Annotated in this window: 21 protein-coding genes and 2 tRNA genes; 8 read left to right on the top strand and 15 right to left on the bottom strand. The window is 71.6% G+C overall.

Going from position 1 to position 22638, the window contains the following annotated elements:
* Positions 1-45: 45 nt before the first annotated feature.
* Entirely contained in the window at positions 46-1440 is a 1395-nt protein-coding gene (gene pdxR, locus B0I31_RS02345) for a MocR-like pyridoxine biosynthesis transcription factor PdxR (protein ID WP_106613598.1), read from the bottom strand.
* Between the two features lie 67 nt (positions 1441-1507).
* Here pdxR and B0I31_RS02350 point away from each other — a divergent pair, with 67 nt between their 5' ends.
* Positions 1508-2155, top strand: coding sequence for a pyridoxamine 5'-phosphate oxidase family protein (locus tag B0I31_RS02350; protein ID WP_106613599.1), 648 nt, complete (start codon positions 1508-1510; stop codon positions 2153-2155).
* Here B0I31_RS02350 and B0I31_RS02355 read toward each other — a convergent pair.
* The 4 genes from B0I31_RS02355 to B0I31_RS02370 form a co-directional block, all read right to left on the bottom strand.
* The gene (locus tag B0I31_RS02355; RefSeq protein ID WP_106613600.1) at positions 2139-2606 is read right to left on the bottom strand and encodes a cysteine dioxygenase; all 468 of its coding nucleotides are present in this window, start codon (positions 2604-2606) and stop codon (positions 2139-2141) included. The two genes, B0I31_RS02350 and B0I31_RS02355, sit on opposite strands and share 17 nt — an antisense overlap.
* Positions 2607-2805: 199 nt before the next feature.
* Positions 2806-3864: a cystathionine gamma-lyase gene (locus B0I31_RS02360; protein WP_106613601.1), complete on the bottom strand. Its 1059-nt coding sequence runs from the start codon at positions 3862-3864 to the stop codon at positions 2806-2808.
* A complete protein-coding gene (locus tag B0I31_RS02365; protein ID WP_106613602.1) occupies positions 3861-4865 on the bottom strand; it encodes an NAD(P)H-dependent glycerol-3-phosphate dehydrogenase in 1005 nt (334 codons plus the stop codon). The genes B0I31_RS02360 and B0I31_RS02365 overlap by 4 nt, the downstream gene beginning before the upstream one ends.
* Position 4866: 1 nt before the next feature.
* The gene (locus tag B0I31_RS02370; RefSeq protein WP_106613996.1) at positions 4867-5568 is read right to left on the bottom strand and encodes a lysophospholipid acyltransferase family protein; all 702 of its coding nucleotides are present in this window, start codon (positions 5566-5568) and stop codon (positions 4867-4869) included.
* Between the two features lie 109 nt (positions 5569-5677).
* Here B0I31_RS02370 and cofC point away from each other — a divergent pair, with 109 nt between their 5' ends.
* The gene (gene cofC / locus B0I31_RS02375) at positions 5678-6286 is read left to right on the top strand and encodes a 2-phospho-L-lactate guanylyltransferase (protein WP_106613603.1); all 609 of its coding nucleotides are present in this window, start codon (positions 5678-5680) and stop codon (positions 6284-6286) included.
* 22 nt (positions 6287-6308) lie between these two features.
* Here the strand turns inward: cofC and B0I31_RS02380 are convergent, their stop codons facing one another.
* Positions 6309-7862: an LVIVD repeat-containing protein gene (locus B0I31_RS02380; RefSeq protein WP_146173706.1), complete on the bottom strand. Its 1554-nt coding sequence runs from the start codon at positions 7860-7862 to the stop codon at positions 6309-6311.
* An 87-nt stretch (positions 7863-7949) separates the two neighbouring features.
* On the opposite strand from B0I31_RS02380, the gene B0I31_RS02385 reads away from it, so the two are divergent.
* The 3 genes from B0I31_RS02385 (at position 7950) to B0I31_RS02395 (ending at position 11426) form a co-directional block, all read left to right on the top strand.
* Positions 7950-8156, top strand: coding sequence for a hypothetical protein (locus B0I31_RS02385; protein ID WP_106613605.1), 207 nt, complete (start codon positions 7950-7952; stop codon positions 8154-8156).
* Positions 8157-8227: 71 nt separating this feature from the next.
* Positions 8228-10507 carry an RNA degradosome polyphosphate kinase gene (locus B0I31_RS02390; RefSeq protein ID WP_106613606.1) on the top strand — a complete coding sequence of 760 codons (2280 nt, stop codon included), beginning with the start codon at positions 8228-8230 and terminating at the stop codon, positions 10505-10507.
* Positions 10508-10514: 7 nt separating this feature from the next.
* Positions 10515-11426: an NUDIX hydrolase gene (locus tag B0I31_RS02395; protein WP_106613997.1), complete on the top strand. Its 912-nt coding sequence runs from the start codon at positions 10515-10517 to the stop codon at positions 11424-11426.
* Between the two features lie 194 nt (positions 11427-11620).
* On the opposite strand, the gene B0I31_RS02400 is transcribed toward B0I31_RS02395, so the two are convergent.
* The 3 genes from B0I31_RS02400 to leuC form a co-directional block, all read right to left on the bottom strand.
* On the bottom strand, positions 11621-12307 hold the full coding sequence (locus B0I31_RS02400; protein ID WP_106613607.1) for an HU family DNA-binding protein: 687 nt from the start codon (positions 12305-12307) through the stop codon (positions 11621-11623).
* Positions 12308-12516: 209 nt separating this feature from the next.
* Positions 12517-13119, bottom strand: coding sequence for a 3-isopropylmalate dehydratase small subunit (leuD, locus tag B0I31_RS02405; RefSeq protein WP_106613608.1), 603 nt, complete (start codon positions 13117-13119; stop codon positions 12517-12519).
* A 15-nt stretch (positions 13120-13134) separates the two neighbouring features.
* Positions 13135-14538, bottom strand: a complete 1404-nt coding sequence (leuC, locus tag B0I31_RS02410; protein ID WP_106613609.1) for a 3-isopropylmalate dehydratase large subunit — start codon at positions 14536-14538, stop codon at positions 13135-13137.
* A gap of 71 nt (positions 14539-14609) precedes the next feature.
* Here leuC and B0I31_RS02415 point away from each other — a divergent pair, with 71 nt between their 5' ends.
* Entirely contained in the window at positions 14610-15311 is a 702-nt protein-coding gene (locus B0I31_RS02415) for an IclR family transcriptional regulator (protein WP_053723084.1), read from the top strand.
* Between the two features lie 110 nt (positions 15312-15421).
* Here B0I31_RS02415 and B0I31_RS02420 read toward each other — a convergent pair.
* From B0I31_RS02420 to gltX, 4 genes are all read right to left on the bottom strand, one after another.
* Positions 15422-15494, bottom strand: a tRNA-Glu gene (locus tag B0I31_RS02420).
* Positions 15495-15579: 85 nt separating this feature from the next.
* Positions 15580-15651: transfer RNA gene (locus B0I31_RS02425), tRNA-Gln, on the bottom strand.
* Positions 15652-15752: 101 nt separating this feature from the next.
* Positions 15753-16490: an HAD family hydrolase gene (locus B0I31_RS02430; RefSeq protein ID WP_245949602.1), complete on the bottom strand. Its 738-nt coding sequence runs from the start codon at positions 16488-16490 to the stop codon at positions 15753-15755.
* 104 nt (positions 16491-16594) lie between these two features.
* Entirely contained in the window at positions 16595-18100 is a 1506-nt protein-coding gene (gene gltX / locus B0I31_RS02435) for a glutamate--tRNA ligase (protein ID WP_106613611.1), read from the bottom strand.
* An 89-nt stretch (positions 18101-18189) separates the two neighbouring features.
* On the opposite strand from gltX, the gene B0I31_RS02440 reads away from it, so the two are divergent.
* Positions 18190-19437 (top strand): FAD-dependent oxidoreductase, encoded by a 1248-nt coding sequence (locus B0I31_RS02440; RefSeq protein ID WP_106613612.1) that lies wholly within the window; start codon positions 18190-18192, stop codon positions 19435-19437.
* 4 nt (positions 19438-19441) lie between these two features.
* Here B0I31_RS02440 and B0I31_RS02445 read toward each other — a convergent pair whose 3' ends face one another.
* Positions 19442-20212, bottom strand: coding sequence for a fumarylacetoacetate hydrolase family protein (locus B0I31_RS02445; protein WP_106613613.1), 771 nt, complete (start codon positions 20210-20212; stop codon positions 19442-19444).
* A 57-nt stretch (positions 20213-20269) separates the two neighbouring features.
* Between B0I31_RS02445 and B0I31_RS02450 the strand changes: the two genes are divergently transcribed.
* Positions 20270-20899 carry a S1 family peptidase gene (locus tag B0I31_RS02450; protein WP_106613614.1) on the top strand — a complete coding sequence of 210 codons (630 nt, stop codon included), beginning with the start codon at positions 20270-20272 and terminating at the stop codon, positions 20897-20899.
* Here the strand turns inward: B0I31_RS02450 and cimA are convergent.
* On the bottom strand, positions 20880-22475 hold the full coding sequence (gene cimA / locus B0I31_RS02455; RefSeq protein ID WP_106613615.1) for a citramalate synthase: 1596 nt from the start codon (positions 22473-22475) through the stop codon (positions 20880-20882). The two genes, B0I31_RS02450 and cimA, sit on opposite strands and share 20 nt — an antisense overlap.
* Positions 22476-22638 lie beyond the last annotated feature (163 nt).

The following is a 22638-nucleotide window of genomic DNA, read 5'->3' on the forward strand; positions in this document are numbered from 1 at the left end:
TTCACGCCGCGAGTGTCCTGCGTTCGGATCACCCGAGTTGAGCGTTCAGGACGGCTCGGCGTGGGTGGCGAGGATGCGGATCAGGTCCGGGATCGCGGCGGTCAGCTGGTCACGGGAGCAGGCGCTGTAGCCGATCGCGGCGCCGTGCACCTTCGGGCGGGCGGCGTGGTGGCGGGCCAGGCCGTCCAGGCGCAGGCCGCGGTCGTGCGCCTCGGCCAGCACGTCGCGTTCCGCCTGCGCCGAAGGCAGCGGCACGACGATGTGCGCGCCCGCGTCGTCACCCAGCACGGGAACCCCGGCGTCGGCGAAAGCCGCGGACAGCAGCGCACGCCGCTCGGACAGCTCACGCCGCAGCTTGCGCAGGTGCCGCCCGAGGTCGCCGTTGCGCGCCAACTCGACCAGCACCCGCTGCCCCGCCGCGGACGGGCTCGTGCCGGTCCGGTCGCGGTGCGCCATCACCTCGGCGGCGATCGGCTCCGGCGCGACCATCCACCCCGCGCCGAGCGTCGGCGTCAGGATCTTGCTCGTCGTGCCCAGGTGCACCACCACGTCCGGCGCCAACGCCGCCAGCAACGGCAACGGCGCCACGTCGTACCGCAGCTCGCCGTCGTAGTCGTCCTCGACGACCAGCCACCCCTCCGCCCGCGCCCGCTCCACCAGCGCCACCCGCCGCGCCGCCGACATCCGCCCGCCCATCGGGTACTGGTGCGCGGGCGAGCAGTACACCCCCCGCACCCCCGGAGGCACGGCCTCCACCAACAGCCCCTCGGCGTCGACGGGCGCCTGCACGACCTTCACCCCGGCCGACCGCAACGCCCACACCGCCCGCTGGTACCCCGGCTCCTCCACGGCCACCGCGTCACCCGGCCGCAGCACGGCCGACCCCAGCTCCACCAACGCCGCCGTCGTCCCACCCGTGGCCAGCACCAGCTCCTCCCGCAACCCGCCGCGCACCGCCAACCCCCGGTGCCGCAACAGGTGCTCCGCGACCACCGCGCGGTACTCCGGCAGCCCGCCGCGCGCCGGCCGGAACAACGGCTGCACGTCCGCCGCCGCACGCCACGCCCGCCGCCAAGCCGCCCGGTCCAACCCCTCCGCCCACGGCGCACCGGGCGCGAGGTCCACCACGTCCACCGGCACGGCGGGCGCCACCACCGGCCGGGCCCGCGACTTCAACGCGCCCGGCGGCGTGGTCGTCACGTAGGTACCCGACCCGTGCCGTCCGGCGATCCAGCCCTCGGCGTGCAGCTGCTCGTAGGCCGCCGCGGTCACGGTCCGGCTCACGCCGAGCCGCTCGGCCAGCGCCCGGGTCGAGGGCAGCCGGTCACCGCTGCGCAGCCGACCATCGGCCGCCGCCGCGCGCAGGGCGTCCGCGAGCTGCACGGCCAGCGGCTCGGCCGACTCGCGGTCCAACACCACCGCCAGCGCCGTCTCCGCCATAGTGGCCTCCTCAGATCACCGAGAATTGGCACTTGAAGAGGGCCACTTTACCGTAGAGGCTGGTCCCATGACGTTGTCACCCACCGACCGCAGCACCATCAAGCGCGGCCGCATCCGAGCCGTGACCGAACGCGAGGCGCTGCACGCCGTCCTCGACGCCGCCCTCGTCTGCCACCTCGCGGTCGTCGTGGACGACGCGCCGCTCGTGCTGCCCACGGGCTACGGCCGCGACGGCGACACCCTCTACCTGCACGGTTCGACCGGCGCGCGCAGCCTCCGCGAAGCCGCGACCGGCGTGCCGGTGTGCGTCGGCGTCACCATCCTGGACGGTGTCGTCTACGCCCGCTCGGTGTTCGACAACTCGATGAACTACCGCGCCGCCGTCATCCACGGCACCGCCGTCCCGGTCACCGACCCCGACACCAAGCTGCACGCCCTGCGCGTGCTCACCGAGCACATGGCCCCCGGCTCGTGGGACTACGCCCGGCAGCCGACGCAGAAGGAGCTCGCCGCGACCGCCGTGCTCTCGCTCGACCTCGCCGAGGCCTCGGTGAAGATCCGCAGCGGCCCGCCCGGCGACGAGCCCGAGGACATCGCCGCCAACGCCGTCTGGGCGGGCGTGCTGCCCCTGCGCACGGTGTGGGGCGAGCCCGAGCCGGACCCGGCGCTGGTCGGCGACTGGGACGTCCCGCCGCACGTCACCGCGCGGAGGTAGTGCCCGTCACCGGGTCGAACCGGACCGGACGCACGGTGCGCCCGCCGTCGCGGTACACGTGGATCGTGACGGCGGGGTCGGCGCCGTCGTTGCGCACCTGGTGCACGTACGAGGGGCCGAACACCCGCGACTGACCGGCCACCAGGTGGTGCAGCACCTGGGTCGGGCCCGGGGTGACGACCTCCGTCAGCGAGCCGCTGACCACGGTGAACGCGCCGCTGGTCGCGCCGTGGTCGTGCAGGTCGGCGTGCTGGCCGGGCAACCAGCTCATCAGCCACACCTCCTGCTCCGGTGTCTTGTCGACCAGCGCGGCGAAGCGGGTCTCGGGGTCGTAGCGGAGCAGGTGGGCCCAGCGCTCACGCCGTGCCGCCGTGTCGAGCGCGATCCGCACGGGGTGCAGCGCGGCGTGCGACTGGGGCAGGGCGATGGTGTTCTCCGGAACGGCGAACATGGTTCCTTCTCGGTGCTCGGTGAGAGTGCGGGCGTCAGCAGCCCGCGGGACGCGAGACGATCACCGGGAAGGACAGAGCGCGCTGGCGACCAGGCGCAGGTCGATGTGACCCCGCCCGTCGGTCATGGCGCGAAAAGACATGGTGACGAGGGTGGCAGCCGGCCCGCCGGCACGCAACCCCTCTCACCCACTGGACCCGTCACAGCGCCCCGAGCACGTCCTCGACCAGGTCGGCGGTGTCCTCGCAGCCCGCGGACAGCCGGACCAGCCCCTCGGGCACCGGGTCGCCCCACTGCGCCCGCCGGTCCAGGCTGGTGTGCAGGCCGCCGAAGCTCGTGCTCGCGAACACCAGCCTCGACTTCGCCAGGAACGCCGCCACCGCGTCCGCGCCCGCCAGCTCGAACGTCAGCACCCCGCCGAACCGCCGCATCTGCTTCGCCGCGACCTCGTGCGCGGGGTCCTCCGGCGCACCCGGCCACCGCAGCCCGGTCACCGCCGGGTGGACCTTCAGCACCTCGTACAACGCCGCCGCGTTCGCCGCCTGCCTGCTCAACCGCAGGTCCAACGTGCCCAGGCCGCGGTGCGCCAGCCACGCCTCGAACGGGCCGGGGATCGCCCCACCGGTCGTCCGCGCCGCGCGCACCCGTTCCGCCAGTGCCGCATCCGAAGTGGACACGTGCCCCAACAGGACGTCGCTGTGCCCGGCGAGGGCCTTGGTGTCACTGCTCACCACCGCGTCCGCGCCCAACGACAACGGCTGCTGCCCCAACGGCGTCGCGGTCGTGTTGTCCACCGCGACCAACGCACCCGCCGCGTGCGCCGCCGCCACCAACGCCGTGATGTCGCACACGTCCAGTCCGGGGTTGGACGGCGACTCCAACAGCACCAGCCGCACACCCTCGAACGACGGGTACGGCCCGGCAGTCGGCGTCTCGACGACCTCCACCGGCATCTCCGCGACCAGCGTGCGCGTCAGGTAGTAGCCGTCGCTGGGCAACACCACCACGTCACCGGGCGCGAGCACCACCCGCAGGAACGTCGAGATCGCGGCCATGCCGGACGGGAACAGCACGGTCTCGCCGCCGTCCAACTCGCCCAGCGCCGCCTCCAACGCCCGCCACGTCGGGTTGTGCGCCCGCCCGTACGTGTCGGTGCCGCCCAGGTGGTAGGCCGACGCGAACACGGGCCCCGCCAGGAACGGCTCACCCGGTACCGCCGGCGTCGAGTGCACGACCCGCGTGCCGTCACCCCAGGTCACTGCCGTTCCGCCTTCCGCTCACGCCCGAGCAGCGCCGCCGTCAGCACGCGCGGGTCCAGTCCTTCGTGGCACACCTGGTGCACGCCGTCGGTGATCGGCATGTCCACGCCGATCCGCGCGGCCAGCTCGCGGATCGACGAGCACGACTTCACGCCCTCGGCCACCTGCCCGTGCGCCGCCTCCTGCGCCTGCGCCAACGAGTCGCCGCGCCCCAGCCGCTCCCCGAACGACCGGTTGCGCGACAACGGCGACGCGCACGTGGCCACCAGGTCGCCCAGCCCCGCCAACCCGGCGAACGTCAACGGGTCCGCCCCGAGAGCCGCGCCCAACCGCGCCGTCTCCGCGAGCCCGCGCGTGATGATCGAGGCCATGGTGTTGTCCCCGAACCCCATGCCCGCCGCCATGCCGCACGCCAGCGCGATCACGTTCTTGCACGCACCACCCAGCTCGCAGCCCACCACGTCGACGTTCGTGTACGGCCGGAAGTACGAGTTCGAGCACGCGTGCTGCAACCGCACCGCGCGGTCGTGGTCGGTGCACGCGATGACCGTCGCGGTCGGCTGCTCGGCCGCGATCTCCTTGGCCAGGTTGGGCCCGGACACCACCGCGACCTGGTCCTCCGGCACGCCCGCCACCTCGCGGATCACCTCGCTCATCCGCTTCAACGTGCCCAGCTCGACGCCCTTGGCCAGGCTCACCAGCGTCGCGCCGTCCGGCAGCCACGGCCGCCAGCCGCTCAGGTTCTCCCGCAACGTCTGGCTCGGCACCGCCAGCACCACCGCCTGCGCACCGGCCAGCGCCTTCTCCGCGTCCGAGGTGGCCGCCAGGTTCGCCGGCAGCGTCACGTCCGGCAGGTAGTCGGTGTTGACCCGGCCCTTCGAGATGGCGTCGGCCACCTCGGGGCGCCGCGCCCACAGCACCACGTCCGTGCCGGAGTCGGCCAGCACCTTGGCGAAGGCGGTGCCCCACGACCCGGCGCCCAGCACCGCGACCCGGTCCACGTCAGGCCTTCTTCTGGTAGAAGCCGTCGGGCGCCTGCTCCTGGCGGATGTCCGCGAGCAGGTCCTTGACCTCGGTCATCAGCACGTCGGTCACCTCGCGCAGCAGGGCCAGGTTCTGCGGCTGCTGCCGGTAGGCGTCCAGGTCGACCGGCGGGCCGACCTTCGTCACCACGGTCTTGCGCGGGAAGGGCCGGAACTTCTTCCGGTAGTGGTCGTAGACCTCGCGCGTGCCCCACCGGGCCGCCGGCAGCACCGGCACGTCGTGCTCAAGCGCGAGCCGCGCCACCCCGGTGCGCGAGGTCATCGGCCAGCCGTCCGGGTCGCGGGTGATCGTGCCCTCCGGGTAGATGATCACGACCAGGCCCTGCTCCAGGGCCTCGTGCGCGGCGCGCAGGCTCTGCTGGGCGTCCGCCGTGCCGCGGTAGACCGGGATCTGCCGGGCGCCCTTGACCACGGCGCCGAGGACCGGGACGTTCCACAGGCTGTGCTTGGCGAGGAAGTGCGGCACGCGGCCCTGCTTGTGCGTGAAGACGGCGTCGTACACGGGGTCCAGGTGCGACACGTGGTTCATCACGATGAGCGCCCCTCCCGTCTTCGGCACCTGCTCCGCGCCTTCGTTGCGCCGCCGCGCCATCAGCGCGGTGGCGGGGTAGAAGACCGCCGCGGCGAGCCCGACCCAGAAGCCGCCCTTCTCCTTGGCCACGTGCACTCCCTCTTCGTCGTGGACCTGGAGTCTTCCCCACGTCGCCGGAGGCGACAATCAAACGCGAGGCCACTGGCCAGGTCCAGCCGGCATCCGGGAGTATGGCGGTGTGCGAGCCGACGTCGACCTGGTGGTGCCGGTCAAGGCGCTGGAACGGGCCAAGTCACGACTCGTCGGCCACCGCCTGGACCGTCCCGCCCTGGCCCTGGCCTTCGCCCTGGACACCATCGCCGCCGCGCTGCCCGCGGTGCGCCGTGTGTTGGCCGTCACGTCCGACCCGTCGGTCGCCGCCGAACTGCGCGGCCTCGGCGTCGAATCCGCACCCGGCCCGGAAGGCCTGAACGAGTCGCTCCGCTTCGGCTTCCGGCTGCTGCGCGCCCGTGACGCCGGCTCCGTGATCGGCGCCCTCCAAGCCGACCTGCCCGCACTGCGGACCGCGGACCTCGCCGCGGCCCTGGCGACGGCACGCGGCCGCGCGTTCTGCCCGGACCGCCAGGGCACGGGCACGACGCTCCTGCTCTCGTCCCCGGGCGGCGACCTCGCCCCGGCCTTCGGCGTCGGATCGGCGGCCGCCCACACGGCGTCGGGCGCCGCACCGCTGCTCGGCCCGTGGCCGTCGTTGCGGCACGACGTGGACACCGCCGAAGACCTGCGACTGGCGGCGGACCTGGGCCTGGGCCCACGCACCGCCGCCACCGTCGCCCCGGTCGGCGGCTGACCGCCGAACCCCGACCGTCACATCAGCAACACGGCTCTCCGGGCGTGCAGCGACCGACGAGCATCGGGCACGCGTAGCCGTAGTCGGGGTCGGGCGCCAACGGCAACCTCCGGCGCGGGCTCTCCGCCGGCCGCACGACCGCGTCCACGGCGCCCGTCCTCAACGTCACCTTGGTGTGCGAAGCCTGCGCCTCGTACGCCCCGGAGGTGAGCTTCACCACCTCCACGCCACGGGCCAGGTCTGCCACGAACACCCGCCCCCGGTGCCAGTACGGCGCGAACGACACCGCGCCCTCGGGCCGCCAGTACGCCACCTGGATCGGGTTCGCCGGGTCGCTGATGTCCAGGAACCGCGTCCCCTGCTCGTACCAGGAGTACGCGACGATCCGCTCGTGGACGTCGAAGTAGTGCGCCGAGCAGAACACGTCCGGACCCGGCAGCGTGCCCTCCTGGTCGTCCGGCGACCACACGCCCACCGTCTTGAGGTGGAACGGCCGCTCCGGCGTCGCCCGCCACGACTCGCCACCGGTGGAACCCGCCAGCGACGAGATGACGAACCGGCCCTGGTCCTCGCACGTGGCCGAGCCGAACGCCTCCTCGGTGTGCAGCAGCAGGCTGCCGGCCGGGTGCTCGCGCGACGGCTTGGGACCGTCCTTCAGCGTCCGCCCGACCGGCCGGAACGAGTTGTGCGAGAACGAGGTCGGCATGTCCGGCTTCGGCGCCGCGCCGCCCGCGTACGGCACCGGGTCCACCGGCGTCGCCTCGCGCACCCGCCCGCTCAACGGATCGCGGTGCCACCCGCGCGTGTGGTAGCCACGCGTCCCACCGGTGCCCGCCACCCAGGCGACGCCCGCCGCGTCCACCTGGACGTCGTGCGTCATGTGCGTCTCGCCCTGGTTGCGGTTGAGGTCCACGTACGTGCTCAGGGTCTTCGGGTCGCGCGGGTCGCGGATGTCGGTGACGAACACCTTGCCGGATCGCCGGTACGTGTCCGGATCGGTGGACGGCGTGCCGTCGTAGCCGGTCGTCCACAGGTACGAGCAGTCGTTGACGCACGACGTGATGTGCCCGGTGCCCATCGGCGCGAAGCTCAGCAGCTCCAGCCGCGCCGGGTCGGCCGCCGACACGAAGTACACGCCGGTCGGCCGGTCGGCACCGGCCTGCCGGCCGAACGCGCTGCGCTCGCGGGCCAGGAACACCAGCTTGCGGTTCGGGTCGACGGTGACGTCCTCGTTCTCCCAGAACCGCTGCTCGGGATCGTCGCCCGGCAGCGCCAGCTCCTGCTTGGTCAGGTGGTCGAGCAGCCGGGGCCGGTCGACGTCGGTCACGTCGTAGGTCTTCAACCCGAACGTGCCGCTCAAGAACATCACGTCGCGCCGGCGGTACTGCATGAAGTTGATGGAGACGGCGCCTTCGGTCTCGGGAACGGCCGCCCGCAGCTCCACGTTCTTCGCCGCCGCCGGCAAACCGGTCCGCTCCGCCTCCGGCGCGGACGCCTCGGCCGCCACGCCCGTGCCCTGACCGGCCAGCACACCGCCGACCAGCACCGCGCTCAACACCCCTGCCACAACCCTCATGCCGACTCCCTTCGGTGATGAGGCCACTCCGGAGCGTGGCAGCGCCTCCCGACCACCCACCACCCGCCGATCGGCTAGCTTTTGCCCGTGACCGAGCACCCGCGCGAGCAGGCCACGGTGAGCGCCCATCACCCGGACGGCTCAGTGACCGTGCTGCGCGACGACGGCGTGCTGGTGGACGCGTCGGCGCAAGCCGTCGCCGAAGGCGGCTGGCGCTCGCTGCGCCCCGGCCAACGGGTCACCCTCGTGCGGGATACCGCCGGCACCGTGCGAGGCGTACTGCTCCCCGCGTGACTCCGGGTGTGACGCGGAGTTCACTTCTCGGTCGGCTCCGCTCAGCGCGCCGTCGCCCATATTGGGGAACAATGCTGATCGTGAGCACGGACAACACTCCCGAGCAGCCCGCGCCCAAGCGACGGACGAGGACGCCGAGGGCGACCGCCCCGGCGGCAGCGGGCACCCCTCGCCGCCGACCGCGTCCGGCCACCCGCCGGGGCAGCACGCGTGCCACGCCGCTGCAGGACGTCGAGGCGCCCACTCGGTCGTTCCCGGGCTCACCACCGGCCGCCACGGCCACCGAGGCGCAGGCCGACCTGCCCGACGACCGGTACTTCAACCGGGAGCTGTCCTGGTTGGACTTCAACGCCAGGGTGCTCGCGCTGGCCGAGGACGCCTCCCAGCCGCTGCTGGAGCGGGCGAAGTTCCTGGCCATCTTCGCGTCGAACCTGGACGAGTTCTACATGGTGCGGGTCGCGGGCCTGAAGCGCCGCGACGAGACGGGCCTGTCGGTGCGCAGCGCGGACGGGCTCACCCCGCGCGAGCAGCTGTCCAGCATCTCCAAGCGCACCCAGGAGCTGGTCGAGCAGCACGCCAGGGCGTTCCTCGACCACGTGCAGCCGGAGCTGGAGAAGCACGGCATCAGCATCGTCAACTGGGCGCAGCTGACCGACTTCGAGAAGCTGCGGCTGACGAACTACTTCACCGACCAGGTGTTCCCGGTGCTCACGCCGCTGGCCGTGGACGCCGCGCACCCGTTCCCCTACATCTCCGGCCTGTCGCTGAACCTCGCCGTGACGGTCCGCGACCCGGAGGGCGGCGCGGAGCGGTTCGCGCGCATCAAGGTTCCCGACAACGTGCCCCGCCTGGTCCGCGTGGAGAGCGACCGGACCAGCCCCACGGCGACGTTCCTGCCGTTGGAAGACCTCATCGCGGCCCACTTGGGCGAGCTGTTCGCGGGCATGCAGGTGATCGAGTGCCACGCCTTCCGGGTCACCCGCAACGCCGACCTGGAGGTCGAGGAGGACCAGGACGAGGACCTGCTCAAGTCGTTGGAGCGGGAACTCGCCCGCCGCCGGTTCGGGCCGCCGGTCCGGCTGGAGATCGCCGACGACATGACCGAGCACATGCTGGAACGGCTGCTGCGCGAGCTGGAGGTCGACCCGCACGACGTCGTCCAGGTGCCCGGCCTGCTGGACCTGTCGTCGCTGTGGCAGCTCTACGGCGTGGACCGCAAGCAGCTCAAGGACGCGCCGTTCGTGCCCGCGACGCACTCGGCGTTCGGCGAGCGGGAGACGCCGAAGAGCATCTTCGCCACCCTGCGCGAGGGTGACGTGCTGGTGCACCACCCGTACGACTCGTTCTCCACGTCCGTCCAGCGGTTCATCGAGCAGGCCGCGGCCGACCCGCGCGTGCTGGCCATCAAGCAGACCCTGTACCGCACCTCCGGCGACTCCCCGATCGTGGACGCGCTCATCGACGCGGCCGAGGCGGGCAAGCAGGTCGTGGCGCTGGTGGAGATCAAGGCGCGGTTCGACGAGCAGGCGAACATCAAGTGGGCGCGTCAGCTGGAGAAGGCGGGCGTGCACGTCGTCTACGGCCTGATGGGGCTCAAGACGCACTGCAAGACGTCGTTGGTGGTGCGGCAGGAGGGCTCGCGGATCCAGCGGTACTGCCACATCGGCACCGGCAACTACAACCCGAAGACGGCCCGGCTGTACGAGGACATCGGCATCCTCACCGCCGAGCCGACCATCGGCGCGGACCTCACCGACCTGTTCAACGTGCTCACCGGGTACGCCAGGCAGGACCACTACCGCAGCCTGCTGGTCGCGCCCTACGGCGTGCGGCGCGGGATCGTGGAGCGCATCGAGCGGGAGATCGAGCACGCCCGCGCCGGTGCGCCCGCCGGGGTGCGCATCAAGGTGAACTCGCTGGTGGACGAGCAGGTCATCGACTCGCTGTACCGGGCGTCGCAGGCGGGCGTTCGGGTGGACGTGGTCGTGCGGGGTGTGTGCGCGCTGAAGCCGGGTATCAAGGGGCTGTCGGAGAACATCCACGTCCGGTCCATCCTCGGCCGGTTCCTGGAGCACTCGCGGGTGTTCCACTTCGTCGGCTGCGGCGAGCACTGGATCGGCAGCGCCGACATGATGCACCGCAACCTGGACCGGCGGGTCGAGGTGCAGGTGCGGGTGACCGATCCGAAGCTCACCGCGCAGCTCGACGCGATGATGGACTCGGCGCTGGAGCCGACCACGCGGTGCTGGGTGCTGCAACCGGACGGCGAGTGGGAGGCGTCCCCGGCGGACGGCACGAGCGTGCGCGACCACCAGACCGAGATGCTGCGCAGCCACCGCGCGCTGGGGTGAGTCGTTGATCCGGGCGGCCGGCGCCGTGCTGTGGCGCGAGGGTTCCGTGGCGGTCGTGCACCGACCGCGTTATGACGACTGGTCCCTGCCCAAGGGCAAGTTGGACGCCGGTGAGACCGTGCCCGCCGCGGCGGTGCGGGAGGTGCTGGAGGAGACCGGGTTCCACGCCACCCTCGGCCGCTACCTGTGCCGGGTGTCGTACCGGGCTTTCGGCAGGCCGAAGGTCGTGGACTACTTCAGCGCGCGGGCCGGGTCGGGTGCGTTCGAGCCGAACGACGAGGTGGACGAGCTGCGGTGGGTGCCGGTCGCCGAGGCGGCGACGCTGGTGACGTCGGACACCGACCGCACCGTGCTGGCGGCGTTCACGGCGGAGCCCGCGGACCTGGCGACGGTGTTGCTGGTGCGGCACGCGAAGGCGGGCAAGCGGGACAACTGGCCGGGTGACGACGACCTGCGGCCGTTGAGCTCGGCGGGGTGGCGGCAGGCGGGCGGGCTGCGGTCGATGCTGCCGTTGTGGGGGCCGGCGCGGGTGCACGCCGCGCCTCGCGTGCGGTGCGTGGAGACCGTGCAGGGAGTGGCGGAGGACCTGGGCGGTGGCGTGCTGCTGGAGCCGCGGCTGTCCGAGGAGGGGTACTGGCCGGACCGCGAGGCCGGGCTGGTGCGCCTGCTGGAGATCGCCGACGGGGCCGGCACGCCGGTCGTGTGCAGCCAGGGCGGCGTGATTCCGGACATCGTGTCCACCCTCGCCGACCTGGGCGGTCTGTCGTTGGACGGCACCCCGTGCAAGAAGGGCAGCACCTGGCTGCTGGCGTTCCGCCGGCCGGAGCCGGGGTGGTCCACTTCGGACTCGCACACGTCCTGGCCGCGGCTGGTCTCGGCCCACTACTTCCCCACCGCCCTGCCCGTGCCCACGACCTGACCGGCGGGGTGCCGAAGCTTCGGGGTCCCGCCGTCCGACAGCACGGCGTCGGCCGCCGGAAACGGCCGCTGAGACGCGCTCTGCGGGCCTCGCACGCGCCTCCTGGACAGTTACAGCGCTCAGGGCCCGGTGCGCGTCCGCACCGGGCCCTGAGCGTGTGTTGCGTACCTGGCCGGTGATCACCCGGCCCGGTGTCACTTCTTCTTGGCCGGGGCCTTCTTCGCCGCGGGCTTCGCGGCTGCGGCCGTGGTGGCCTTCGCCGTCGTCGCCTTCGGCGCGGTGGCCTTCTTCGCCGCCGTGGCGGGCTTGGCCGCCGTCGTCGCCTTGGCCGCCGTAGTCTTCGCGGCGGTGGCCTTGGTCGCGGTGCTCTTGGCAGGCGCGGCCTTGGTGGCGGTCGCGGCGGGCTTCGCCGCCGCGGCGGTCCGGCGGGTCGCCGGGGCCTTCGTGGCTGCCGCAGCCGCACGGGTCGCGGTACCGGTGCTGCGCGTCGCGCGCGCAGTGGTGGTACGCGCGGTGGTGCTGCGGGTCGCCGGCGCCTTCGTCGCGGCGGCCGGCTTGGCCGCCGCGGCCGCGGCGGGCTTGGCGGCCGTGACGCGCGGCAGCTTCTTCGTGCCGCTGATGACGTCCTTGAACGTCGAACCCGCGCGGAACGCGGGAACGTTGGTCTTCTTGACCTTCACGGTCTCACCGGTGCGCGGGTTGCGAGCGGTGCGGGCCGCACGGGCACGCTTCTCGAAGACACCGAAGCCGGTGATGTTGACCTTCTCGCCCTTGTGGACGCTGCGGACGATGACGTCGACGATGCCGTCGACAGCGGCAGCGGCGTTCTTCTTGTCGCCAAGGCGCTCGGCGAGCGCCTCGATGAGCTGGGCCTTGTTCACCTTCAGTCCCTCCCAGGACGCTCACGGCCCTAGTCGGGCCGACTGATTGCCCACGGTAAGCCCATATGCAAGGAAATACCAATCGCCACGCCAGATTTTCCGTTGTGGCGTGGGCAATTACGACCTGTCGAGGGACACCCCGGGGGGCCGTCGCGGGTTCGAAGGGGTCGGATTACCGCTGTTCGGAGGGGAATCCGACCCCTTCGCAGTCACCCCGCGGGCAGCGGATCGGTAGTCGGCAACCAACCCGGCCTGCGCTGCTCGAACTCGGTGATGTCATCGGCGTGCCGCAGGGTCAGGGCGATGTCGTCCAATCCCTCCAGCAGCCGCCAGCGGGTGTACTCGTCGACGGTGAAGGGTGCGGTGAAGTCCTTCGCCACAACCGTGTTCGCGGTCAGGTCGACGGTGACCTCGGTGCCGGGCTCGTTCTCCAGCAGCTTCCACAGCAATTCGACATCGGACTGCTCGCACTGGGCCGCCACGAGGCCCTGCTTGCCCGCGTTGCCCCGGAAGATGTCGGCGAACCGGGACGAGATGACCACCCGGAAGCCGTAATCCATGAGCGCCCAGACGGCGTGCTCGCGGGACGACCCGGTGCCGAAATCGGGCCCGGCGACCAGCACGCTGCCCGCCCGGAAAGGCTCCTGGTTGAGCACGAACTGCTCATCGCCGCGCCAGGCGGCGAACAGGCCGTCCTCGAAGCCCGTGCGGGTCACGCGCTTGAGGTAGACGGCCGGGATGATCTGGTCGGTGTCCACGTTGGACCTGCGCAGCGGAACACCGACCCCGGTGTGCGTGGTGAACGCTTCCATGTTCGTAGAACTCCCTCAGACCAGGTCGGCGGGCGACGACAGGGTGCCCCGCACGGCGGTGGCGGCGGCCACGAGTGGCGAAACCAGGTGGGTGCGGCCACCCTTGCCCTGCCTGCCCTCGAAGTTGCGGTTGGAGGTCGACGCGCTGCGCTCGCCCGGCTTGAGCTGGTCCGGGTTCATGCCCAGGCACATCGAGCAGCCTGCCTGGCGCCACTCCGCGCCGGCCGCCAGGAACACCTCGTGCAGACCCTCGGACTCGGCCTGCGCGCGCACCCGCATGGACCCGGGCACGACGAGCATCCGGACGCCGTCCGCCACCTTGTGGCCGCGCAGCACGTCCGCCGCCGCCCGCAGGTCCTCGATGCGGCCGTTGGTGCACGAGCCGAGGAACACGGTGTCGACGTGGATGTCGCGCAGCGGGGTGCCCGGCTCCAGCCCCATGTAGGTCAGCGCCTTCTCGGCCGCCACGCGCTCGTTCTCGTCGACGATGGCCTCGGGGTCGGGCACGGACGCGCTCAGCGGCAGGCCCTGGCCCGGGTTGGTGCCCCAGGTGACGAACGGCGTCAGCTCGTCGGCGTCGAGGCGGACCTCGGCGTCGAACTCGGCGTCGTCGTCGGTGCGCAGCGTCTTCCAGTACTCCACCGCGGTGTCCCAGTCGGCGCCGGACGGCGCGTGCGGGCGGCCCTCGATGTAGTCGAACGTGGTCTGGTCCGGCGCGATCATGCCCGCGCGGGCGCCCGCCTCGATCGACATGTTGCACACGGTCATGCGTGCTTCCATGGACAGCGCCTCGATGGCGCTGCCCCGGTACTCCAGGACGTAGCCCTGACCGCCACCGGTGCCGATCTTCGCGATCACCGCGAGGATGATGTCCTTCGCCGTGACGCCGGGCTTCAGCTCGCCGTCGACCGTGATGGCCATCGTCTTGAACGGCCGCAGCGGCAGTGTCTGGGTGGCCATCACGTGCTCCACCTCGGACGTGCCGATGCCGAACGCCAGCGCGCCGAACGCGCCGTGCGTGGACGTGTGGCTGTCACCGCAGACGACGGTCATGCCGGGCTGGGTCAGGCCGAGCTGAGGGCCCACCACGTGCACGATGCCCTGCTCGAAGTCGCCCATCGGGTGCAGCCGCACGCCGAACTCCGCGCAGTTCTTGCGCAGCGTCTCGACCTGCGTGCGCGAGACCGGGTCGGCGATGGGGAGCTCGATGTCGATCGTCGGGACGTTGTGGTCCTCGGTGGCGATCGTGAGGTCGGGTCGGCGCAGCTGCCGGCCGGCGAGGCGCAGGCCGTCGAAGGCCTGCGGGCTGGTCACTTCGTGCAGCAGGTGGAGGTCGATGTAGAGCAGGTCCGGCTCCGCGCCACTGCCGTGGCGCACGACGTGTGCTTCCCACACCTTCTCCGCGAGCGTGCGGCTCATCGCAACTCTCCCAAGATCTGGACAGTCGATAGATCTGGACTTCCCAGACAGTGGGAAGTTAGTATCGGCTTGTGGGACAGCATAGCGGGATCGGCGTGCTCGACAAGGCAGTGGCTGTCTTGAACGCCGTCGCAAAGGATCCGTGTGGGCTCGCCGAGTTGTGCAACCGGACGGGCTTGCCGAGGGCTACCGCGCACCGGTTGGCGGTCGGGCTCGAGGTGCACCGGTTGCTGCGACGGGGTTCCGACGGCCGCTGGCGTCCGGGCGCGGCACTGGCGGAGTTGGCGGGCGGGGCCACCGACCCGCTGCTCGACGCGGCGTCCTCGGTGTTGCCGAGACTGCGCGACATCACGGGCGAGAGCGTCCAGTTGTACCGGCGGGACGGGATGCAGCGGATCTGCGTGTCCTCGGCGGAACCACCGAGTGGTTTGCGCGACACCGTGCCGATCGGCGCGCGATTGCCGATGACGGCGGGTTCGGGCGCGAAGGTATTGGCCGCGTGGGCGGATCCGGGAACTCAACGCTCGGTTCTCGCCGACGCCGTTTACGGCGAGCGCACATTGTTGGAAGTGCGCCGCCGCGGTTGGGCGCAATCGGTAGCAGAACGCGAACCGGGCGTAGCCTCTGTTTCCGCCCCGGTAAGGGACAGCACGGGTTCGGTAGTGGCCGCGGTCTCCGTCTCGGGCCCCATCGACCGCATGGGCCGCCGCCCGGGCGCCCGCTGGGCCGCAGACCTCCTGGCAGCCGCCGAGGCCCTCCAGTCCCGCCTCTAGGGACCGATGCGCGAGCCCGCCGCCGGTGACGGTGGCGGGCTGCGCTCACCGCAGGCGGGGGAGAAGCAAAAAAGACCCGCACCTGGAATACAGGTGCGGGTCTTCTTCAGTAGCCCCGATGGGATTCGAACCCACGCTACCGCCTTGAGAGGGCGGCGTCCTAGGCCGCTAGACGACGGGGCCAGGATCTTTGTTATTCACTTGGTAGATCTTGTCTTGCTGTCCTGCGGTGCGAGTAGCTTACCACACTTGGTTTTCTACTTCGCAGCTGGGGTACCAGGACTCGAACCTAGACTAACTGAACCAGAATCAGTCGTGCTGCCAATTACACCATACCCCATTGGTTTCCCGGTGCCGACTCCCTGTCGGTCTTGCTCAGGGGGCCGTCCGTTCCGCCGGGAGGAATACTAGACCACGGGCCCGGCGGAACGGAAATCGGGGTCACGCCGAGGCGGCGGAGAGCTCGCAGACCAGGAGTTCCGGCAGCTCAGCGAGGCTGCTGATGGCGGAGATGCCGGTGGGCAGCGCGCCCTCGCGCGGACCCTGGCGGTTCAGCCACACGCCCTTCATCCCGGCGTCACGCGCGCCGATCGCGTCCGCGTGCAGGCGGTCGCCGATGTGCACCGTGTCACCCAGCTCGACCCCCAGGTCGGCGCACGCGGTGTCGAAGATCACCCGGTCCGGTTTCGCCGCGCCGACCTCGCCCGCGATGAGGACCGTGTCGAAGTACTGGGCCAGCCCGAGCGAGGCGATCTTGACCCGCTGGTGGCGCCCTGAGGCGTTGCTCACGGCCGCCATGGGCAGACCGGTGGCCCGCAGCCACTCCAGGCACGGCACCACGTCGGGGAACAGCCGCCAGCCGGAGGCGAGGACTTCCTGCCGGTGCAGTTCCCGGCGGGTCGCCTCCTGCTGGTCCAACTCCTCGCCGAGGGCCGCGAAGAACGCCCGGGTCCGGATGTTCCGCATGGTCTCGTACTCGAGCTCGCCCGCGAGGAGGCGTTCGCAGTGCTCATCGGTGATGCGCTGCCACAGCGGCCAGGCGTCGGCGTTGCCGACCATCGCGGCCAGGGCGGCCCGGGACGACGTGCTGTAGTCGACAAGGGTGTCGTCGACGTCGAGGCACACGGCCCGGATCTCGCCGGTTCTCCGAGGGGTGGAAGTCGGGGCTGCGGTTGTCACCCCGTGAGGCTAGGTGCGGTCACCCCTCGTCCGACTCGACCAGAGAGGTGATATCTAGGGGTTCTTGCACGGTCAAGCACCGCTGAACCGCCCGAACGAACCAGTCAGATTGCCCCGAGCGCGCGGCGCAATCGCCCGATCGAGCGACTCCGACCCAGTAGTTCGATGGATTCGTAGAGTGGCGGCGAGACGGTACGGCCCGTCACGGCGACCCGCACCGGGGCGTACGCCAGGCGTGGTTTGAGGCCCAATCCGTCCACAAGAGACGCTTTCAGCGCCTCTTCGATCGCGGCGGCCGTCCACTCCGGAACCGCCTCCAGGGCGCCGACGCCCGCCTCCAGCACGGGCCGGGCGTCCTCGCCGAGCGCCTTGGCGGCGGCGTCCTCCTCGGGCGCGAAGTCCTCTTCCGCCACGAACAGGAACCGCACCATCCCGGCCGCTTCGGACAGCACGACCAGCCGCTCCTGCACCAGCGGCGCGACGCCCGCGAGGACCGCCAGCTGCTCCGGCGTCGGGTCGGGCGGCAGCACGCCGTCCCTGACCAGGTAGGGCAGCACGCGGCCGATGAAGTCCTCGACCGGCAGGGCGCGCAGGTGCGTGGCGTTGATCGCCTCGGCCTTCTTGAGGTCGAACCGGGCCGGGTTGGGGCTGACCTTCGCCAACTCGAACGCCTCGACCAGCTCGGCGACCGAGAAGACGTCGCGGTCGTCGGCGATGGACCAGCCCAGCAGCGCCAGGTAGTTCAGCAGGCCCTCGGGCAGGAACCCGCGGTCGCGGTACCGGAACAGGTCCGACTGCGGGTCGCGCTTGGAGAGCTTCCTGTTGCCCTCGCCCAGCACGGACGGCAGGTGCCCGAACCTCGGCGTGGACGACGTGACGCCGATCCGGGTCAACGCGCGGTGCAGCGCGATCTGGCGCGGGGTCGACGGGAGCAGGTCCTCGCCGCGCAGGACGTGCGTGATGCCCATCAGGGCGTCGTCCACCGGGTTCACCAACGGGTACAGCGGGTCGCCGTTGGCGCGCACCAGGACCGGGTCCGGCACGCTGCCCGCCTTGAACGTGATCTCGCCGCGCACCAGGTCGACCCACGTGATGTCCTCGTCGGGCATCTTCAGGCGCAGCACCGGTTCGCGGCCCTCGGCGCGGAGTTCGGACTTGCGCTCCTCCCCCAGGTCGCGGTCGTAGCCGTCGTAGCCGAGCTTCGGGTCCTGGCCGGCGGCCCTGCGGCGGGCCTCGACCTCTTCGGCGGTGGAGAAGGACTCGTACAGCTCGCCCGCCTCGAACAGGCGCTCGGCGATGTCGGCGTGGAGGTCGCGGCGCCGGCTCTGCCGGTACGGCGCGTGCGGGCCGCCGACCTCGGGGCCCTCGTCCCAGTCGAGGCCGAGCCACCGCAGGGCTTCCAGCAGCTGGAGGTACGACCCCTCGGAGTCGCGGGCCGCGTCGGTGTCCTCGATCCGCAGCACCACCGCGCCGCCGGTGTGGCGCGCGTAGGCCCAGTTGAACAGGGCGGTCCGCAGGAGCCCCACGTGCGGTGTGCCGGTGGGCGAGGGGCAGAAGCGGACGCGGACCCCTCGGCCGGCCACCTCGGGCGGAGCTGCTGATGCGCTCATGACCCGATCAGCGTATCGGGCTTGACCGGGGCCGCACGCCGGAGCATCCTGAGGTTATTCAACCGGTGTTGAAAACTGGAGGGTGAGCCATGGAGAGGACTGGCGTCGTGGTCGTCGGGGGCGGCCCGGCGGGCATGGTGGCGGGGTTGTTGCTGGCCAGGGCCGGTGTCGAGGTGACGGTCCTGGAGAAGCACGGCGACTTCCTGCGTGACTTCCGCGGCGACACGGTGCACGCGTCGACGTTGAGCCTGCTGGACGAGCTCGGCCTGGGGCCGTCGTTCGCCGAGGTGCCGCACCAGCTCGTGGACAAGGTGCAGGTGCTGCTGGACAGCGGCCCGCAGACGATGGGCGACCTCACCCGGCTACCCGGGCCGCACAAGCACATCGCGTTCGTGCCGCAGTGGGACTTCCTGGACCTGCTCGCCGACGCGGGCAAGCGCGAGCCGACGTTCACCCTGCGGATGAACACCGAGTTCACCGGCCTGATCAGGAACGGCGACAAGGTGACCGGCGTCCGCTACCACACGGCCGGCGGTGAGACCGGCGAGCTGGCGGCCGACCTGGTGATCGCGGCAGACGGGCGGCGTTCGCTGGTGCGCGAGCAGCTCGGGCTGCCGGTGCACGAGTTCGGCGCGCCCATGGACGTCTGGTGGTTCCGGCTGCCGCGCGACCCCGCCGAGCTCAGCGGCGCCACCGGGCGGTTCACCCAGGGGCAGGCCATGGTGCTGATCCCCCGGGGCGACTACTTCCAGTGCGCCTACCTCATCCGCAAGGGCACCGACGAGCTGCTGCGGGCGGAGGGGATCGCCGCGTTCCGGCAGCGGGTGGTGAAGCTGGTGCCGTGGCTGGCGGAGCGGATGGAGACCGTCGAGTCGCTGGACGACGTGAAGCTGCTGGACGTGAAGCTCGACCGCCTGCGGCGCTGGCACGCCGACGGCGCGCTGTGCATCGGTGACGCGGCGCACGCCATGTCGCCCATCGGCGGCGTCGGCATCAACCTGGCGGTGCAGGACGCGGTGGCCGCCGCGACGCTCGTCGCCGCGCCGCTGCGCCGCGGTCGGTTGAGCCCGGAGGTGCTGGCGAAGGTGCGGCGCAGGAGGTGGCTGCCCACGGCGGTGACCCAGGCGATCCAGCGGCGGATCCAGGACTCGTTCCTCAAGCCGACGCTCACGGGCACGTCGAGCACCGCGCCGGGACGTCCGCCGCTGCCGGTCCGGCTGATGGCGCGGTTCCCGCGGCTGCAGGGGGTGCCCGCCTACCTGGTGGCGATCGGGCTGCGGCCCGAGCACGCGCCGGGGTTCGCGCGGCGCGCGCCCGAGCGCATCGAGCGGAGCTGACGCGTCAGCGGTTGGTCACGGTGTTCGTCAGCGTGCCCAGGCCTTCGACGGTCACCGAGACGGTCTGCCCGGCGGCCAGCGGGCCGACACCGGCGGGCGTGCCGGTGAGGATCACGTCCAGCGGTCGCAGGGTCATCACCGACGAGATGTACTCGATCAGCTCCGGGATGCCGTGCAGCAGCAGCGAGGTCCGCGAGTCCTGCTTGACCACGCCGTCCACCTCGGTGCGGATGGCCACGTCGGACGGGTCGAACTCGGTCTCCACCCACGGTCCCAGCGGGCAGAACGTGTCGAAGCCCTTGGCCCGCGTCCACTGCCCGTCCGTCTTCTGCAGGTCGCGCGCGGTGACGTCGTTGGCGATCGTGTAGCCGAGGACCGACTGGCGGGCGCGGGACGCGGGGATGTCCCGGCCGCCGACGCCGACGACGACCGCCAGCTCGCCCTCGAAGTCCACCCGCTCGGACACGGCGGGCAGCTTGATGTCCGCGTTCGGCCCGATCACGGCGGTGTTGGGCTTGAGGAACATCAGCGGTTCCGCGGGCACCTCGTTGCCGAGCTCGGCGGCGTGCTCGGCGTAGTTGCGGCCGATGGCCACGATCTTGGGCGGCAGGAACGGCGCCAGCAGGCGCACGTCGGCCAGCGGCCAGCGGCGACCGGTGAACGTCGGGTTGGCGAAGGGGTCGTCGGCGATCTCGACGGCGGTGAGGTCGTCGCCGTCGCCTTCGATCGCGGCGAAGGCCAGGCCGTCTGGTTGGGCGATACGGGCAATGCGCACGGCATTCACCCTAACCGGCGGCTTGAAACGGCACCGTGCGTGCCTAGCGTCAGTGGGATGCGAACCCTGTTATCGGTACTCACCCTGCTCGTCGCCACGGCCGCGCCCGCCGCGGCGACCACCTCGGCGCTGCCGACCCCGCTGGAAGCCGGCACCCTCCTGTACGGCTCGACCGGCGGGCGCTGCGTCAACGGCTTCAACGCCCGCGGCCACCTCATCGTGCCGACGTCCTGCGGCACGCTCGGCACGGTCGTCCGCGGGCCCAACCTGGTCGACATAGGCCCGGTCGTCGTCGTGCGATCGACCTACCTCGTCGTCCGGATCACCAACACCGCCGCGTGGGTCCAGCGGCCCACCATCGCCGGGCGCTCCGGCACCATCACCGGCTCGGCCGAGACGCCGGTCGGCGGCCAGGTCTGCGCGGCGGGCCGCACCACCGGGCTGCGGTGCGGCACCGTGCAGGCCAAGAACGTCACGGTCAACTACCCGGGCGGGGTCGTGTACGGCCTCACCCGGACGAACGTGTGCACCGAGCCCGGCGACCAGTGGGCGCCCATCTTCACCGGGTCGCAGGCCCAGGGGCACTCGCTCGGCGGCAGCGGCAACTGCTCGGTCGGCGGCGCGTCCTACTTCGAACCGCTCAACCGCATCCTCTCCGCCGAGGGGCTCACGCTGGTGACGGGCTGATCCGCAGCGCCTTGTGCACCAGCGCGTCGCACAGGGCGAGCCAACTGGCCTCGACGATGTTGCCGTGCACGCCGACTGTCGTCCACTCGCGCTCGCCGTCCGTGGACTCCACCAGCACGCGGGTGACGGCGTCGGTGCCGTGCTGATCGGTGAGGATGCGCACCTTGTAGTCGTTCAGCTCCACCGCGTCCAACCACGACAGGTGGGGCAGGAGCGCCTTGCGCAGCGCGGCGTCCAGCGCGTGCACCGGGCCGTTGCCCTCGGCGGTGGCGATGACGCGCTCACCGGCCACGTGCACCTTCACCGTCGCCTCGGACACGATCGTGCCGTCCTGGTGGTGGTCGAGCACGACGCGGTACGACTCGAGCACGAACGGTGGCGCGTCCAGATCGGACAGCTCGGCCTTGAGGAGCAGTTCCAGGGAGGCGTCGGCGGCCTCGAACGACCAGCCGCCCGCCTCCAACTCCTTCACCTTGCGCACCACGTTGGTGAGCGCTTCGGGCCGGCGGGTCAGGTCGATCCCGAACTCACGTCCCTTGAGTTCGAGACTGGCCCGACCCGCCATCTCGGTGACCAGCACCCGCATGTCGTTGCCGACGGTGTCCGGGTCGATGTGGTTGTACAGCTCCGGATCCACCTTGATCGCGCTCGCGTGCAGCCCCGCCTTGTGGGCGAAGGCCGACGACCCGACGTAGGCCTGGTGGGTGTCGGGTGCGATGTTCGCGATCTCGGCCAGCGCATGGGAGACCCGGGTGAGCTCGGCCAGCGATTCGGTGGGTAGCACCTGCAGGCCGAGCTTGGTCACGAGGTTCCCGACGACGGCGAACAGGTCCGCGTTGCCCGCTCGCTCGCCGTAGCCGTTCGCGGTGCACTGGACGTGGGTCGCCCCCGCCTGCACCGCGGCGACGGTGTTGGCCACCGCGCAGGACGTGTCGTCCTGGCAGTGGATGCCGACCCGGAAGCCCGTGCGGGCGACCACGTCGGCGACGGTCTCGGCCAGGCCCAGGGGCAGCTGGCCGCCGTTGGTGTCGCACAGCACGACGACGTCCGCGCCACCCTCCACTGCGGACTCCAGCACGCGCAGGGCGGTGTCCGGGTCGAACGCGAAGCCGTCGAAGAAGTGCTCCGCGTCCAGGAACACCCGGCGGCCCTCGCCCACCAGGAACGCGACCGTGTCGCGGACCATCGCGCAGTTCTCCGCCACGTCGGTGCGCAGTGCCCGTTCGATGTGCCTGCGGTCGGACTTGGCGACCAGCGTCACGACCGGCGTCTGTGCGTCCAGCAGGGCCCTGACCTGCGCGTCTTCGGTCACTTTGACGCCCGCCTTGCGGGTCGAGCCGAACGCGACCAGCTGCGCGTGCTTGAGCGTGAGCTCCCCCGCCGCGGCCCTGGCGAAGAACTCGGTGTCCTTCGGCATGGCGCCCGGCCAACCACCCTCGATGAAGCCGACGCCCAGCGAGTCGAGCAGGCGGGCGACGGCCAGCTTGTCGTTGACCGAGTAGGAGATGCCCTCGCGCTGGGCACCGTCCCGCAAGGTCGTGTCGAAGACGTGGAATGAATCGCCGAGGGGGGTCACGAGAGGGCTCCTAGGGGATCTCGGAAAACAAAAAGACCCCCCGCAGGATGCGAGAGGTCGGCGCGTCGGGTGCTTCGAGGAGCACTACCCGACGCGCTGGTCAATAATGATCACGGTGTGGAGAGCCACGTCACCGATGGTGCCACAACCCGTCCGCGGATAC

Origin of the sequence: Saccharothrix carnea, from assembly GCF_003014735.1 — a bacterium.
GTDB lineage: Bacteria > Actinomycetota > Actinomycetes > Mycobacteriales > Pseudonocardiaceae > Actinosynnema > Actinosynnema carneum.